Annotated in this window: 14 protein-coding genes; 1 reads left to right on the forward strand and 13 read right to left on the reverse strand. The window is 46.7% G+C overall.

What is annotated here, in order from left to right; all coding sequences use genetic code 11:
- Window positions 1–11 precede the first annotated feature (11 nt).
- Window positions 12–1745: a tetratricopeptide repeat protein gene (locus tag OM416_RS27750; RefSeq protein ID WP_264934897.1), complete on the reverse strand. Its 1734-nt coding sequence runs from the start codon at window positions 1743–1745 to the stop codon at window positions 12–14.
- A 324-nt stretch (window positions 1746–2069) separates the two neighbouring features.
- On the opposite strand from OM416_RS27750, the gene OM416_RS27755 reads away from it, so the two are divergent.
- On the forward strand, window positions 2070–2522 hold the full coding sequence (locus tag OM416_RS27755) for a hypothetical protein (protein ID WP_264934899.1): 453 nt from the start codon (window positions 2070–2072) through the stop codon (window positions 2520–2522).
- Between the two features lie 182 nt (window positions 2523–2704).
- Here OM416_RS27755 and OM416_RS27760 read toward each other — a convergent pair whose 3' ends face one another.
- From OM416_RS27760 to hisH, 12 genes are all read right to left on the reverse strand, one after another.
- A complete protein-coding gene (locus OM416_RS27760; RefSeq protein WP_264934903.1) occupies window positions 2705–4456 on the reverse strand; it encodes a hypothetical protein in 1752 nt (583 codons plus the stop codon).
- A 254-nt stretch (window positions 4457–4710) separates the two neighbouring features.
- A complete protein-coding gene (locus tag OM416_RS27765) occupies window positions 4711–5661 on the reverse strand; it encodes a sugar phosphate isomerase/epimerase family protein (RefSeq protein ID WP_264934904.1) in 951 nt (316 codons plus the stop codon).
- Window positions 5662–5711: 50 nt separating this feature from the next.
- Complete coding sequence (locus tag OM416_RS27770; RefSeq protein ID WP_062837759.1) at window positions 5712–6584, reverse strand: carbohydrate ABC transporter permease; 873 nt, start codon at window positions 6582–6584, stop codon at window positions 5712–5714.
- Window positions 6585–6654: 70 nt separating this feature from the next.
- Window positions 6655–7554 (reverse strand): ABC transporter permease, encoded by a 900-nt coding sequence (locus OM416_RS27775; RefSeq protein WP_062837760.1) that lies wholly within the window; start codon window positions 7552–7554, stop codon window positions 6655–6657.
- Between the two features lie 131 nt (window positions 7555–7685).
- Window positions 7686–9275, reverse strand: coding sequence for an extracellular solute-binding protein (locus tag OM416_RS27780; RefSeq protein ID WP_264934905.1), 1590 nt, complete (start codon window positions 9273–9275; stop codon window positions 7686–7688).
- Window positions 9276–9722: 447 nt separating this feature from the next.
- A complete protein-coding gene (locus OM416_RS27785; RefSeq protein WP_264934906.1) occupies window positions 9723–11984 on the reverse strand; it encodes a helix-turn-helix domain-containing protein in 2262 nt (753 codons plus the stop codon).
- A 253-nt stretch (window positions 11985–12237) separates the two neighbouring features.
- The gene (locus OM416_RS27790; protein WP_264934907.1) at window positions 12238–13185 is read right to left on the reverse strand and encodes a ribose-phosphate diphosphokinase; all 948 of its coding nucleotides are present in this window, start codon (window positions 13183–13185) and stop codon (window positions 12238–12240) included.
- A 264-nt stretch (window positions 13186–13449) separates the two neighbouring features.
- A complete protein-coding gene (gene hisJ / locus OM416_RS27795) occupies window positions 13450–14274 on the reverse strand; it encodes a histidinol-phosphatase HisJ (RefSeq protein ID WP_264934908.1) in 825 nt (274 codons plus the stop codon).
- Between the two features lie 12 nt (window positions 14275–14286).
- Window positions 14287–15021: a bifunctional phosphoribosyl-AMP cyclohydrolase/phosphoribosyl-ATP diphosphatase HisIE gene (hisIE, locus tag OM416_RS27800; RefSeq protein ID WP_413775836.1), complete on the reverse strand. Its 735-nt coding sequence runs from the start codon at window positions 15019–15021 to the stop codon at window positions 14287–14289.
- Entirely contained in the window at window positions 15014–15775 is a 762-nt protein-coding gene (gene hisF / locus OM416_RS27805; RefSeq protein ID WP_017691268.1) for an imidazole glycerol phosphate synthase subunit HisF, read from the reverse strand. Before hisF ends, hisIE begins: the two co-directional genes overlap by 8 nt.
- 30 nt (window positions 15776–15805) lie before the next feature.
- Window positions 15806–16540 carry a 1-(5-phosphoribosyl)-5-[(5-phosphoribosylamino)methylideneamino]imidazole-4-carboxamide isomerase gene (gene hisA, locus OM416_RS27810; RefSeq protein WP_047841450.1) on the reverse strand — a complete coding sequence of 245 codons (735 nt, stop codon included), beginning with the start codon at window positions 16538–16540 and terminating at the stop codon, window positions 15806–15808.
- A gap of 62 nt (window positions 16541–16602) precedes the next feature.
- A complete protein-coding gene (gene hisH / locus OM416_RS27815; RefSeq protein WP_264934909.1) occupies window positions 16603–17229 on the reverse strand; it encodes an imidazole glycerol phosphate synthase subunit HisH in 627 nt (208 codons plus the stop codon).
- Window positions 17230–17232: the final 3 nt, after the last annotated feature.

Below are 17232 nucleotides of genomic sequence, written 5' to 3' on the forward strand. Positions count from 1 at the left end.
GAACTTTCTTTCTACACAAGTGGTGGGTTGCTGTTACAAACCCGATGGATCTGTTTAGCATACTTGCTAACCGTTGATGCCGATATCCCATACCGCTCAGCGATGCTTTGATAGGTAACAGGTCGACTGTGGTTCTTGGCAGCCAAATATTCAAGTCCCGCAGCCCAGCCCTCAATCTGCTTCGTACCCGGAACCTCGGGATGTACCCGGGCTACATAGTCCGTCCAGAGCCGTTCCATCTCTTGCTGCAACTCAGCCTTCGCCTCAGACATCTGAAGCGCACGATCAACAACAGCCTGCCAATGGGAAGTTGAGTGAGTTTCCGATTGCTCCGATGTGGGTTGAGCCTTCCCAATAGTCTTCAAGGCTACAGGAGAAAACGGTCGAACCACCTGAGTATTCTGCTCCTCGTGTTCAGCCGATTTCAATCCATCCAGCACAGCTTGTGCTGCCTCAAGCAGATCCTGCTCTTCTCCCGGTTCTTCAATAAAGGATTGCAGCGCCTGCTGCACCTCATAATCCCCGATCATCCCAAGTGCATGAATAACCTGCAGCTTGGTTGCCCGATCACCATGTCGCAAAGCCCAGAAGAACGATGAACGAATCAGTGGATCATTCTTCATTTCTTCAGGTATGCCGTTACCATAGTTCTCCCACTGTCTGAACTGCTCGTCAAATGGCAGATGATAGTGATAACTCAGCTTCTCCGGCTCTTGCTCGCCTTGCCTTACAGCCTCAAGACCTGACAGATAGTACCGAGATACTTCCGAACCCGGATCAAGCTTGGACACATAATGCCATAGACGCTCAGCAGCGTCATAACGCTCTGTATTATAAGCCGCCACTGCTGCATAGTGAGCAAGTGCCGGATCAGCAGCTGTCTCTTCGTCCTTAAGCAAACGACGGAAGTGAACATAAGCCGTATCGTGTTGGCCCAGAATTCCCATCGTTGTAGCCAGTTTGTAGACTTGTTCGTGCTGGAATGGCACGATGACACGCAATTTTTTGATCAGAAGCAGCACTTGATCAGCCCGGTTCTCATTTTGATGGAAAATGGCCAGATTACAGAGTGCATGCAGATTACCTGGCTCCTGTTCAAGCACTTCTGCAATGGTCTCTTTCGCTTTAGGAAATAGCCCCATATAATAGTAGGCGAGTGCCAGATTGTTACGGGCAGCCAAGTAGTCAGGGTAATCCGATGACATGCCTTCGAGTAGCTCAGCAGCCTGTGCGAATTTCCCTTCTTCCAACAGTTCCCGTGCCTGATCGTGCTCCACTACACCTTTACGCGATTTGATTCGATTCAGTTTGGCCGGACGATCCAGCTCATAATACAGAAGCTCCATCATCTCTTCAGCTTCCGTCATGAACTGACCCTGGGTGTCCTCCTCCAGATAGGTAACAAGTGCTTGCTCGGCTTCCTCAAACCGATCCATATTTGCATAATTGTTCGCCATGTAAAAATAACATTCCGTCATCGACGGATCTACCACTTCCAGCACGTTAGCCAGAATGGCATTGGACGCTTCGTAATCGCCCTTCTCCGATAATATACCCGCCATATTACAATGATTCACCGGATTTTCCGGTTCGTATTCAACAGCTTTGCGAAAATATTTTAATGCCTTGTCGACATGATTACGGTCCAGCGAGCGGACAGCTCTTTCAAAAAAGAAAGACGCATCCAAGTGAATCGGTATAATATTGGCAAGGTGTCCCTCAGCCCGCACTAGCTTGCCCTTCATCTTCCAAGGCACCTCCTCTTTGCATTTCATTCATACTCTTCAGTATACCACATCTTAAGGCCCACTTCTCAATATGTAGTTTCATGTCGTTTATGAAAAAAATGCAAATAAAGATGACTTTCCATCCTTATCGGTTAGGGCCATTCAACTGGCTTCTTTCCTTTATGGTAAGATAAATGTAGCTCATGATCTAATTCTGCTTGTGAATGGTTTTCATAAATGCTTTATATACGAATTAGCCACGTTCGACTTTTTAATTATTTGCTAAGGTGTCACTTCATATTACAAGGAAGCAATCATTCTTATTTTTAAGGAGATGGTATATTGGTTATCTCGAAAATAAAACCACTTGTATTCATTTTAATATGCTTGTTTGCCTTGGTCGGATGTTCAGAAGATATAAAAAAGGAAGAAAATATTCTCACACTAGATGATGTAGTAACAGCGCTTGAATCTCAAAAACTGAATTTAGTATCCTTTGGCATAACTGGGTACCCAATGAAATTAAAAGATGTTATACCTGAGGTTTACTCCATTGGGGTGCAAGCTGCAGAAGAACCGGATAACCCTGAATTCATACATTTTTATATTTTCAACTCTGAAAAGGATCGCATGAAAGGGACTAAAGAATTCAATAGGCACATTGAAGGTGCCCATTTTACAACGTTCCCTTTTCTATATGAGAAAGAAAATGTTCTCATCGTTTATTGGAGTAATACCAGAGAGAATCCTCTGTTAACTACACCAATTGAAACTGCGTTAGAGCAACTGAAATAATAGTTCACAATTATGAGACGTATCCTAAAATTCCGAAATCCCTGCTAATACTTTGAATGAGCACATCTTTGGGAATATAGTGAACGTTCGCCGTATTCATTCGTAAAAAAAGAAGACCGAGCCAAAGGCCCGGTCTTTACTTGCAACATGATTTAAACGTGCGAAAAAGAGATTCAATAGATTTAAAGCTTCAACGCCATCGAAGGCGAAAGTGAAATATGAATGGTTTTATCAAATGGCGTCATGAAATTGACCAGCACAACCTTGCACTTGTCTGGCAGTTTCGCCTCCCGCACCGATGCTGCCAGATGCCCCAGCTCGCCCCCGGTGATCTCCATCCAGTCATCTCCGCAGGTATAGCGTAACGTACCGCTTTTCCACAAATAGTGGCCCTCACTCGTTTCAATCGCGTCCTCGCAGGTCAGCTCCCCTTCGCTTCCGAATACAAAGGATAGTTGCATCATAATGTCTTCCGGCTCCTGCCCTGAGAGATGCATGGTCCATCCGTTTTCCGTCGGTTGCACTTCTGCCCCTACACGGAATGTCTGCTCATGAGTGAGCTGACGGCTCTGATGAGGCAACAAGTACCATGGACTGATGGCCGATGCGGCCGATTCTGGCAGCAGATTCGCAGGGACTGGGCCGTAATAGCCTTTTTTCTGCTCGCCAGTCAGTTGATATCCCTCGGACAACCTCGTCATTTGCTGCATAGGTACATATCCTGGATTAAAGTATGAAGCCAGTTGCACAGCCAACAGACGCACTTTTCCATGACGAAGAGCGAAGAAAGAAGGAACTTCTGTCATCACCGTCACGCTAGTAGCCCCATCCCGAATTCGGGCTACGGGAGCACCAAAGTCCGTATGCATCCGACTATGCGAGATACGTCCATGATGCCCTACTGCGTCCATCTGCTCCAGATATTCGTCGCGTACAAAATGCTCATTCAGCATAACCTCATACTGTTCCGGTAATACATCACGTGCCTCAATCGCCTGCTGAAGCTCAGGCTCAAGCATCAACCGAATGAGCGTATTCACTGAGCATACTCCCGGATCTGTTAATGTATCTCCTGCCCAGGCTGCCATGCCGGCAAAAAGTGGATCACCATCCAGCCGGGCCAAAATGGCATAAGGTAGATAATAAGGCGACAGATCATGAACACTGCCCAGATCCTGTCGACCTGAATAATCCGTAACAATCTCACCCGTTGGATGTACAAGGTACACCATCATACGGAGATTGAGCCTCACCGGTTCCAGCAGTTCAGGACGATTGAGCAGGCGCGCAGCATGAATTAACATGATGTCGCTAACTGCGCTGTATATCCCATTGCTCCGTTCTGTCCACTCTCCATCGGGGGTAATATCCATCCCTTCATCCATCCACTGCTCTGCGCGCTGCACAGCTTCCTCCAGATCAAATAGCTCATGCAAGAAACCGAGCGCCGCGCATAGCACCCAGCGATGATTTGGCGTATGACAGCCTCCCGTAAGCATGGTTGGGATTGTACGTTCCAGAAACCGCCCCATATTGTTCAATACAGGTTGCAGTGGCTCCCAATCCTGCTGTTGAAGAAGCTGATACAACTGCGAATACCCTACAACGACAAATGCGGTATCGGGAGGGGAATGGTAATTAGTCCAGCCAGGCGATATTGAACCATCTTCATGCTGGAAGCGAAGTACGTATTCCGTAGCTAACAGCAGTCGATTTAACAACGCCTCATCCCGGTAATAGATGGAATCCGGGTTGGAGATTGCAGCTCCCCAGTAACACATATCCGTAGGCGTTCCAGTCGTGTGGTTAACCCAGGCAACACCTGTGAAGGGATCAATTGTCCCTCCATAGTAACGGCTTTCCGGGTCAAGCATCTGCCGCGATATGCCTCTTTCTACCGCTCTGTCATTACTGTCCACCAGTTGTTTGTACATATGCAGTCCCCTCCATACCAATGCATTCTCCCGATGTGCGGAGTATGTTGCTTCAGCCCCTTCAATTCAGACCGGAAGCTTACTCATACCGCCCGTAGGTGAGTTCATTTTTCTCGTCAGTATATACCATCTACCGACAAAAGTCGCTAGAAAATCCGTTCTTAATTCACTACATATTTATGGGGCTTCATCACCGAGGAAACAGTCGTTAACACACGTTGTTAACAAGCACACTGTTCCCCATATCACCGTTCCTACTTTGCCACTCCAAGCTTCTTCAAAAGCAAGTCATGACTCTCGTGGATCTCTTCTGGCTTACAGGCAGACTTCAACTCGTATACCTTTACCTGTGCCCGGCGAATCATCGGCAGATAGGCATCATAGAAGTTCATGTCCTTACTGTGTACATAAGGGCACCAGTGATCAGAAAGACCAAGTGTCTCATGGATATGAACACCTACGATATCATCCATCAGCCCCTGCATTTCTCCCACACTATCATAGAGGCCCAGTCGGTCCATCATGATGGCGTGACCCGTATCGTACCAGATACCAACCGGTGCTCCTTTGAGAGCCGTGATGATGGTCTTGGCCTCGGCAAGGGTAGGAATCTGTTGCGGTCTGGATCTCGTCTCGATTCCAAAATGAACATCCAGACCTTTAGCTGCCGCTCGATTACATACCTCATCCAGACTGGCGATAATTTTCTCGACATAGCCAGAACTTAGAGCCTCTCGCCTCTCCATCAGTTCCGCCCATTTGCTGCGATACTTTGGTGAATCCGGACCTTCCTCGTTGTAGAGCTTTCCAAGATCTTTGCTGATATCCTGAGGAAAAGGTACTTCTCCGGGATGTACAACAACAGCTTCTCCACCATAACGCTGGGCATATTCAGCCGACTCTACCAGCAACTCGATCGCCCGCTTACGTTTCACTTCATCTTCGAAGCCGAGCAAGATGGAATCCGTACCATAATCGGGGTCAGGGTCATGTGGAAACGTGTTATGAACACTGGAGACGCCGATGTCTCCGCGTTCAATCATGGGCTCAATCGTCTTGAGCATTTCCTTCGTCACATTATAATTAAGCTCCACTCGGCGAAAGCCGAGATCCGCAATCTCCCGTATCATGTCTTCCCCAACATCATGTTTTCGGATATTCCAGCACGTCGAAAATGAATATATACCTTTATCTTTTTGCTGCATTTGATTTCCTTCTCCTTCCCAACAGCTAGAGCTTGCCCAACAGTTTTATATCAACCTTTTACCGCGCCAAGCATGGCACCGCTGACAAAATACTTTTGCAGCCACGGATAGACAAGCAGAATGGGTACCGTTGCGAATACAACTGTAGCTGCTTTGAGACTTTCCGGAGTCAGTGGTGTGCGGTTAGCACCTTCCATCAATGTAAGTTCACTTACCATGTTGTTTTGAACCATTTGGAAGAGCTTCAGTTGTAGTGGATACAACTTGGGATCATTAATATACAACAGTGAATCCTGGAATCCATTCCAGCGACCCACCGCATAGAATAGCGCTAATGTGGCAAGTACAGGCATGGATAATGGCAGTATGATTTTGAATAGCGTGTGTACATGCGAGCTACCGTCAATTTCTGCTGATTCTTCCAGACTTTCAGGAATGCCTCTGAAGAATGAGATCAGGATAATCAGGTTAAATGGACTTACCAGTCCCGGTAAGATCAGTGCCCAGACTGAGTTAAGCATATTGAGATCACGAATGAGCAAATACTCGGGAATCATCCCGCCACTGAAGAACATCGTAATGATGATGACATACATGAAGAGCTTGCGCCCTTTCAATTTTTTCTTGGTTAGCGGGTATGCAGCAGCAAGTGTGAATAACATGCACAACACTGTGGTTGCTACTGTCAGAACAGTCGTAAAGCCCAGTGAGTAGAGCATGGATTGATCAGAGAATACTTGGATATACGCATCCCAATTGAATTCTTTAGGAAAAATGGTCACTTCTCCCGAAGTAATCGCGCGATTAGAACTTAGAGATATCGCAATGGTGTGCAAAAATGGAGCCAGACAGAATATAACAAACAAACTGATAAAGGAGATATTAACGATATCAAAAATCCGATTTGAGGTGCGTTCACTCATATGCGCACAGCTCCTTTACTGATGGTCTATACATACAAGCCGATTGGCGTATCTTTCATGCTTTGACAACTTATAAAATGCCTTCGCCGGTTGCTTTCTTCGAAATATAGTTAGAACCGAGTACAAAGATTAGTCCCACAACGGCCTGGAATAACCCTACGACAGTTGCCAGCGTGTATTGTCCTGATTCAAGGCCGACCCTGTAAACAAAGGTACTAAGTACATCTGAATATTCACGTACGGCTGTGTTACCGATAATATAAGGCCGATCAAAACCGATGCTGACCATATGTCCGAGATTAAGAATGAGCAAGGTCACAATGGTTGGTTTAATACTTGGCAACGTGATATGCCATATTCTTTTCAGCCTTGAAGCTCCGTCAATCTCGGCAGCCTCAAACAATTCCTTATTGACGCCGGTTAATGCGGCCAGATATAGAATGGTTCCCCATCCTGCACTTTGCCAGACACCTGTGAACAGGTACGTTACAAGCCATGGGTTTTTCTCTGTCAAAAATGGTATTGAATTTAAGCCCATACTCTCCAATACACCGTTAACCATACCGGATTGATTGCCGAACAATTGGTATACAATTCCCCCGATGATAACCCAGGAGATAAAGTGAGGAATGTACAGAATCGTTTGCGATATTTTTTTAAACCATTTGAATCGAACTTCATAGAGCATGATGGCCAATATAATTGGAGCAGGGAACGAAACAAGCAGGTCGAGGAAATTTAGCATGAAGGTATTTCGTAATGTGGTGTAGAAGTCCCGCATTCCAAATACTTCACGGAAAGCATCGAAACCGATCCACTCACTCCCGTTAATGCCCTGAAACAAGTTGAAATCCTTAAAAGCGATCTGAACCCCGTACATTGGGCCGTAACGAAAGATCAAGAAGTAGATCAGAGGCAGTGAGATGAGCGCATATAATTGCCAATACCTTTTCAAGTATGTGATGGTCAAGTCGGTTTCCTCCTATCAACAGAGAAACGGCTGTGCCGCCCATACTGGCGGCACGCGTTCCTTCCAAAGTTATGCGGTAAATTACATATTGATTTAATAATCATAAGATAAATCTGTTTACTTGATAACGCTTACTGAAGTGCTGCTTCAAGCTCTTTCTTCAGCTCAGTGCCACCCAGTGACATGAAATCATTTATTTCTTTTTCATATACCGCTTCGAACTCTGCCGGTTTAGCCATCGCAGTTTTCACAATAAGCACTTTCAACTTATCATTTAGCGCTGTACCATATTTAGATTCCGCTTCAATTGGTTTGCTGAAGATAACCGGGCCGACCGTATCCGTATTAGCGATATCAATAGACTGTCTCATCAGCTCATGGTTACGTTCTGGGAAGCCTGCAATCCATGCGGCTTCATTGGCTGCCTGATCTCCAACCACTTTACCGTTGGCAATAATGGCCATGTCTCCACCGTTGTAGAGACGATCTTTGACATCCTGTGGTGCATCATCTTTAACAACTGGAACACCATCAACCATATCGTAATTTTCACCTTCGACACCGGTGTTCATCTCCAGCAAGTTCGTTCCAGAAGCCATCCAGTCTAAGTATTTCACTGCTTCAACCGAACGTTTGCTGCTTTTTGGAATCATGATGTACATACCGTTGCTACCATAACGTGATTTGATGTGTTTGTTGTCCACATTCGAGTTGGTGTAAGCGTCAACTGCTACAACTTTGCTATCCGGTACATTTTTGGACAAATTATCAAGCATACCATCTGCATACAGAATCTGACCTACGTCCTCAGACATGTAGCCAATATTACCGTTCTGGAAGTCTTTGACCAATTGCGTTTTTTCTTCATCAAGACTGAAGTCTTTACTGATCAGACCTTCATTGTAAAGCTTGTTAAGGAACTGCATCGCATCTTTGAAGCCATCATGCAATGGTAGCTCGTAACGCTGACTGTACGTAAGGCCATCTTGTACGGGTTTAATAAAGGAGTAAATCAATGTTTCGTACTGCGCTGGGGCAAGTGCCATACCCATTGGGATGTTTTTGCTGCCCAGATTGCCCGGATCTTTCTCTTTGAATGCTTTCAACGTTTCGTACAGCTCATCCGTTGTCGTTGGAGCTTCCATGCCGACTTTATCGAGCCAATCCTGGCGGATATATGAGTTGTAACGAGCCGTAATGGCACGTTTACCCGGAATAGCGAATTGCTGACCTTCAAGCTGACCGAATTTCAACAGGTCGTCGCCGAGATATTCTTTTAAGTTAGGTGCATGTTCATTAAGAAGTTCACCTACGTCAGTTAGACCACCTTGCTGAGCATAACGGTAGAACACACTGGAGTCGTATACAAACACAATATCTGGAACGTCGCTAGGGCTGGCCATTAACACGTTAAGCTTCGTTGTTTCTTCTGAACGTTGGACAGGTACGAATTGCACATCAATGTTATTGGGATCGCCGAATTTCTCTTGAACAAATTTAGTTAAGTAGTTGTTAGTGATCGTATGTGGAGAAGGACTGTTACCACGATCGAAGACCTCCACTTTCAAAGTAACACGCTCACCATTAGTTGTTGCCCCGCCTTCTGCTGATTCTTTTTCTGATGCAGACGAGCACCCCGCAAGTAAGGACACTCCCATTACTACCGTAAGTGCCAGACCCATCCATTTCTTCTTACTCCCCTTGGTTGCTTTTCCAATCATTTTGTCATCCCCTTTTACTTTGCGTGAATGTTTATGGCTTGCTCCGAGTATTCCACATCTTTCAGAACTCTAGCAATAAACCAATTTCGGAAGCGCTTACAAACGGAATTTAGTTTATGTGTTAAGCCCATTTTCGCAGACTGATTATTTTCCCAAAGCTGCACTGCCCTAGGCTATGATAGCTCTCAACACCTCACGACTGGGAACTGCCTGTCCCAATTCGGATAAACCATTTTCACACACTGCCTATATTCGTAAACAAGGAAAAAACAGGAATACCAGCTTGCTATCCTACGAAAGCAGTTGCATCGATCTCAGGCAGCAGAGAACTGTTCAACGAAAACAGGGCGAACCTCTGCAAGCCTGCTCTCCTGGTGGAAAGTGACTGCATGAAATTCACCCTGTGCTATCCTGATGTACAGATCTCAGAATATGATCACTTTTTCGTTACTCTTCGGGTTCTCGATGTTCACGTTTCAAACGACGATAATCTCCTGGTGTAATGCCCGTTACCCGTTTAAATACACGTCCCAACGTAATTCCATTTGCATACCCAACCTTCAGGGCAATATCCTGCAAAGAGTAATCCGTATTGAGCAGAAGCTGCTCTGTCTCCTTCATTCGAAGCTCTGTAACAAAATCAACAAACTTCATGTTGAATTCTGTCTTGAACAAATAACTTGCATGTTTGCCCGTAATCTGGAATCGGTCGCTCAGATGTTTCAATGAAAGATCTGGATTCGCAAACTGTTCTTCAATATAATTTTTCATTTCGTTGACCATTGCTTTGTAACTCTTGGTTTCTGTGACCGCCACATACGTTCTGAACAAGTCCGTCAGACCATCGAACAAAAGATTTTTCACATCCGTAAGCGTCTCCGCCTCTTCCACAGCACTCAACCATCTGTTGATGTTTTCTTCGGACAGCTCTTCCTGAAGCCCTTCCGACATCATGGCCACCTCTCGGCTGAGCATCTGTAACATGGCTTGAATCAGAGAACGAATCTCGTCATCCGGCAGTTTGTTCTTTTCAAATGCTGTAAAGATCTCCTCCAACTGTTCCCGCCACTGTCCACTCGACATCCGGAACCGCTTAACAAAGTCCGCAATCATCTGCAGATAAGTATAGGTATCCAGTAAAGGATGCTGTGGTTCGCCACAGTCGGCTTGGCCGACATCTCCATTCATCAACAGTTTGCGATGCATTACCGCTTCTGCGGCCGCATAGGAGTCTCGTATTGTACCGATTCCCTGAGCGATAGGTCCAATACCAAAGCTTAAGGAAATACGTAGATTTTGTTCTACCCAGGATTTGCATTCCTCAGCTACAACACGAATCTGCCCAGACATGTCCAGGTTGTTATCACTCTGTTCTTTGAACACAAAAAGGATTGCAATTCGATCCACACTGATCCATTCCGTCCAGCATTGTACACCCGTATTACGTGACAGCTCTTGCAAAACGTTCATCAAGGCAAACTTCAGCGTATTTTGTTCACCTCTGGTGTACCTCTCCTGAAATCCCTTCTCATAACGGTTAATCTCTCCAACAACAACGACAAAGCGCGACGAGTCATGCACGTCATTCAGCGGAGAGAGTTCTTTTAATTGCTCTGCTGCGTTTTCCATGTGTTCACCATGCAACAGGGCATTAAACAACTTGCTGCGCTGCATGAGTACATTTTCCCTGCTTTTCTTGTCATAATCCATCATATGATTAATCAGATTCTCAAGTACTCCATCAATCATCTTCATCTCATCCGTACGAGCACCCGAGTGTTCAAACGCCCGAATCTGGTGAGACTCAATCCGGTTCATAATGATCTGAATGGGTTTATAGTTACGGCGAGTAATGTACACGATATACACGATCGCACAGATGACAGTCACAATAGCAATGATTACCCATACATAAGACACGACAGATACCCAGCCAAATAAGTTGCCTGCCTTAATTCCACTGGATATTGTCCAGCCCAGTCTCTCTAGCGGTAGCGTATTCAGTTCCTGACCGTCTATCGAGCCCTCTTGGTCCGAGTGTGCATTGTACACAGCCTTACCGTCCCGATCCGTAATCGTCAGGAATGAGAGCTGACCATTAACCATACTGTCTACACTCTGCTCAATGCTGCTCATCTTGATATTAATGACCAGTGTGCCCTGAGAGCCAAAAGGCAAAGGCATATCCTTGTTCACCGTTAATACGCGAATCGGGGTACGTTGAACAGAGTCAGCATCGAATTCCCGGACCGGCTGCCAGCCTGAACCGATAGAACCGGCTTCCATCTGATCAACCCATGCCTTATCCGAGAAACTTTCCGCTTCTCTGGAACCACTTACGGTCAGAACATGTTTATTTCGCTTGTCATATAGATAGATGGATTGAATCCATGAGGACGAATTGGATAGCTCACGTAAATTCTGCGCTATTGCATACACCGTGTCCGAACTGGTCAGGTTTGTGTTATTAAAATATAGTTTATATGCCTGCTGACTTTGTACCGTTTCCAGGATGGATAGTTCAATATCCCTGATTGTGCGATCCACCGTGTCTATCATATAACTGGAGGAGATCCGGTCTGCTTTTTTTGTTTCCTCTTGAGAGATGTCATTGATAAAAACAAACGCGATGAAAATGAGTATGGTCACCGTAAGAAAAAAAATTGGGAAGTACGAGAACAATAACCGGTAGTACCAATTACGAGACAATAGACCCCACTCCTCACTCCACGATGCCAATGTTCTCAGCCGTGGTTCTACTGTTCAGCATCCATCTCACCTCAGGGCTGAATACTATATGATAACGCTATCATAACTGATTTTATGTTATTATAGCACAAGCCTCTGAGCAGCAAAGCAAGAATTGAATTCAAAGAGCCAAAACAAAAAAACCGTGCTGAGCAGACAACAACTCAGACACGGATCAGTTAATCTGGCAGCACACCGATGAATCCTCGATGCTCTAAATACCGGAATCCTTAAACAATGTGGCCATGGATCCACCATCCACAATAATGCGTACGGCGCGGGCCAGCATGGGTGCAACAGGTAACACTTTGAAGCATTCAGGATGGTCATCTGGCAGTGCGATTGAGTCCGTAACCACCACCTCTTCAATAGACGGGTGATTCAATTTACTCACTGCCCCATCCGAGAACAATCCGTGTGTTGCACATACATATACATTTTTGGACCCACGTTCCTTCAATCCTTCCACGACATTCAGAATCGTTGTTCCGGTGTCGATCAGATCCTCAATAATAATGGGTGTCCGGCCTTCAACATCACCAATGACATGGGTAATCACCGATTCATTATGGCTTGGACGTTTCTTGATCATAATGGCAAATGGGGAATCCAGACGATTCGCCAGCTTCTCTGCCATCGATGCTCGTCCCGCATCCGGGGAGACCACGACAGGGTTCTCAATTCCTTTGCTTAGCAGATAGTCACTAATCAGATCCAGCGATGTCATGTGGTCAACCGGAATGTTGAAGAATCCCTGGATCGCCGCTGCATGCAGATCGATGGTTACCACCCGATTGGCGCCAGCTGTCGTTAATACATCTGCTACCATCTTGGCCGAGATCGGCTCCCGAGGAGCAGATTTACGCTCTTGACGAGCATAACCGTAATACGGAACAATGATGTTCACATTGCGCGCTGAAGCCCTCTTTGCGGCATCAATCATCACAAGCAGCTCGACAAACAGCTCATTGATCGGATGAGACAACGACTGTACCAGAAACACATCACAATTACGGATCGTTTCTTCATAATGAACGTAAATTTCTCCGCTCTTGAACCGGGACAGCTTGATCTTGCCCAGTTGTACTCCCAGCTTGTCACATACCTGTTCTGCCAGCTTAGGGTTCGATGAACCGGAAAAAATACGTAACGAATGCTGCATAATGCCCTCCCGAGGGTTGAAATCCCTATATAATCCCTTATCTAAAAGTGAGTGTTCAAAAAGACCGGTTTTCAGTACCGAGAAGATGGGATAAAGCTAGAAATGGAGTAGCGGAGCGTAGGCAAAACTACGTGAGCAACGGACATTTCGGCTGAATTCCAGCTTCGATGCTGATGATGCCATTAGGCATCCGACGTAATCAAAAGCGGACTTTTTGAACTACCTTTAAAAGGTTATTTCCTACCCTCATTATACTCCACTGGCTTATACATTTAAAGGAATGAAAGAACGATGACGGCCTTCAAAAACAGCAACTTCTATACAGCCCAACTCACGTAAAAGTGCTTCAGCTTCGGGCAAATAATCGCCAAGTTTCATTGGGTCATGTGCATCAGAACCCATGGTTAATGGAATACCCAAGCGAATAGCTTCTGTCAGCATTCTGCGACTAGGGAACATCTCGGCACAAGGCTTCGATAATCCGGAAGCATTCAGCTCCATGGCGCAGCCACTTTTGGCAATAGCCTGCAGAGCTGCGTTCTCCAATGTGATACGTTCTTCTGTCTGCTCCACTGAAGGATTAAAGCCAAACCGTTTAATGACATCCGTATGGCCCATAATATCGTACATGCCCGTTGCTGCTGCCTTGCTTACGGCATCATAGTACTGACGATATACTTCAAGGACGTCTTTTCCCTCCCAGTGATGGGTCTGGCGGAAGTCCGTAATGTCCCATTCCCCAAGAAAATGAACGGAGCCAATCACATAGTCCCATGGATAACGCTCGATGATTGCACGGATCTCTGTTTCCCAGCCTTCAATATAGTCACCTTCCAGACCAACACGTACGTCAATCTGTCCAAGGTAGCGTTCTTTCAGAGAGAAACATTCCTCTACGTAACGCGGCAGTTCATCCATAGGCATCGCCATTTCCGGATAATATTGAGCCGGATCGACATGCAACAAGGGCATGTGATCGGACAATCCAATCTGGGATAGTCCGATCTCCACACCACGCTGCACGTACTCTTCCAGTTTGCCAACGGCATGTCCACACCGCTCATGGTGTGTGTGATAGTCTATACGCACGTAGCTCGCCTCCTAATCGCGGCGAGGCCGTTCATGACGGCGGCTCAGCTCTGACATAATGTCGTCCAGCGGCAGCTTGCGTTCTTGTAACAGGACGAGCAGGTGATACATCAGGTCACTGACTTCCAGACGAAGCTCGTCATTATCTTTATTTTTGGCGGCGATAATCGTCTCGGATGCTTCTTCACCGATTTTTTTCAGTATTTTATCTACACCTTTATCGAACAAATACGTTGTATATGCACCCTCAGGGCGTTCACGTTCACGTTCTGCAATAACGGATTCCAGTTCAGCCAATACCTCGAAGCGGCTTTCGGAACTTGAATTTGTAGAAGCAGATGCCGCATCGGCCTCATTCGAAGCCTTATCTGCTGATTTCTCTGGCAAACCAATGATTTCATTATGGAAACAAGTTACCGCACCTGTATGGCAAGCAGGACCATTTGGTTTGACCTCAACTAACAAGGTATCGCCGTCACAATCATATTTTAGGGAAGTAATCGTCTGCACGTTGCCAGATGTTGCTCCTTTATGCCACAACTCCTGACGCGAGCGCGACCAGAACCAGGTCTCACCGGATTCCAGCGACAACTTCAGGGATTCGCGATTCATATAAGCCATCATTAAAACTTCACGAGTATCTACATCCTGCACAATGGCAGGAACCAAACCGTCACTCCAACGAATGTGTTCCACAACCTGTTCCAAGGATAACTGTTCCTTGATTTCATCGCTCACTTTAGTCACGGATTTCCACCCCTTGTTCTCTCAAATGTTGTTTTAGCGCCGGTACGGCGATTTCTTTGTAATGGAAAATCGTTGCGGCCAGACCTGCATCCGCTTTGCCTGTGGTGAATACATCGTAAAAATGAGATTCCTTGCCCGCACCGCCCGATGCGATGACTGGAATACGCACAGATTCGGATACCGCTGCCGTCAGCTTCAGATCGAAGCCGTCTTTCGTTCCGTCTGCATCCATACTTGTCAGCAGAATTTCTCCCGCGCCCAAGCTCTCTGCCTGTTTAACCCATTCCAATGCCTTGATCCCAGAGGGTTTTCGTCCACCATGCGTGTAGACCTCCCACTCGCCCCAAGCTTCATTATACTTGGCATCGATCGCTACGACGATACACTGCGAGCCAAAGCGACGTGCACCATCTGCAATCAACTGCGGATTAAGTACCGCGGCTGTATTCACTGCGATTTTATCCGCTCCTGCACGGAGAATACGCTTCATGTCCTCCACCTTGGAGATGCCACCACCTACCGTAAAGGGAATAGCGATCTCGCCTGCTGTCTGCCGCACGACTTCTTCCATCGTTTCGCGACCTTCCACTGAAGCGGAGATATCGAGAAAGACCAATTCGTCCGCGCCCTCGCGGTCATATAGCGCCGCCAGCTCTACCGGATCACCCGCATCGCGGAGATTAACGAAGTTGACGCCTTTGACGACCCGGCCGTCCTTCACGTCCAGACAGGGGATGATTCTTTTTGCCAGCATGCTACCTCTTCCTCTCTACCCAAATATCCTTTACTTGTTTACCGCACGTACTGCTTCAGACAGATCGATACTCCCAGTATACAGTGCTTTACCCACGATCGCTCCACCAACACCATCATCTGCATGACGACTCAGACGAAGCAGATCATCCATCACACTTACACCACCGGAAGCAATAACCGTCCGTCCGCTCGCCTTGGCAAGAGACACAATCGCTTCCACATTAGGACCTTGCATCATGCCATCACGGGATATATCCGTAAAGATAAACGTTTCTGCGCCATATGCCGCCAGTTCCTTCGCGAGCACCTCTGCCTGTACTTCCGATGTTTCAAGCCATCCGCGAGTTGCTACGTAACCATTTCGAGCGTCGATACCAATTGCCACTTTGTCGCCGTAACGTCCCAGTACTTCCTCTGTAAAAGCACGATCCTCAATCGCTGCTGTTCCAATGATCAGCCGGCTAACACCCAGACCCAGCAAACGTTCTACATCCGCTACCGTACGAAGTCCGCCGCCCACCTGAACAGGTACGTTCACAGCCGAGGCAATCCGCCCGATCAGCTCATCGTTAACAGGATGCCCTGCTTTCGCACCATCCAGATCCACCAGATGAACGTATGTACCGCCTTGCTTCTCCCAGGATAGAGCCACTTGAACCGGGTCATCGTTATACACGGTCTCCTGATTATAATCTCCCTGCACCAGTCTTACACATTTGCCGTCCCGGATATCAATCGCCGGATATAGGATAAAAGATGACATACAAGGCCTCCTGAATATTGATTAGATTTGTACGCTTTCTGTAGTTAAAAAGAGATGATGTTTTACCTTTGTACAACCGATCCTGTCAGAGCCAGAAAGTTGCCGAGTAGTTTCATACCAAGCTCGCCGCTTTTTTCCGGATGGAATTGCATACCGAAGTTCGATCCTCTGCCTACAATGGCTGTAACCGGATGTCCGTAATCCGTCACTGCCAGCAGATCGTCCCTGTTTTCAGTAAGTGCATGATAAGAATGGACAAAATAGACATGACCTGCCTCAAGACCCGTAAATAGCGGGTTATCGGCGTGCAGGAATTCCAACCGGTTCCAGCCCATGTGAGGAACCTTCAGTTCTCCTGATGCGAAACGCACCACTTTACCTGGCAAAATATCCAGTCCCTCATTCTCTCCATGCTCTTCACTTGAGCTGAACAACAACTGCATGCCCAGACAGATACCGAGCAGTGGCTTGGAACCGGCAGCAGCTTCCTTCACCACCGTATCCAATCCACTCTCCCGCAGATGAACCATCGCATCACCAAAAGCACCTACGCCTGGCAAAATGACACCATCTGCGCCCAAAATCTCTTCCCGGTCACCCGTGACCAGCGCTTCGTAGCCAAGACGTTCGACCGCTTTGCCGACGCTGTGCAGGTTCCCCATACCGTAATCGACAATTGCAATCGCCATCGT

It is taken from the genome of Paenibacillus sp. LS1, from assembly GCF_026013365.1.
Lineage (GTDB): Bacteria > Bacillota > Bacilli > Paenibacillales > Paenibacillaceae > Paenibacillus.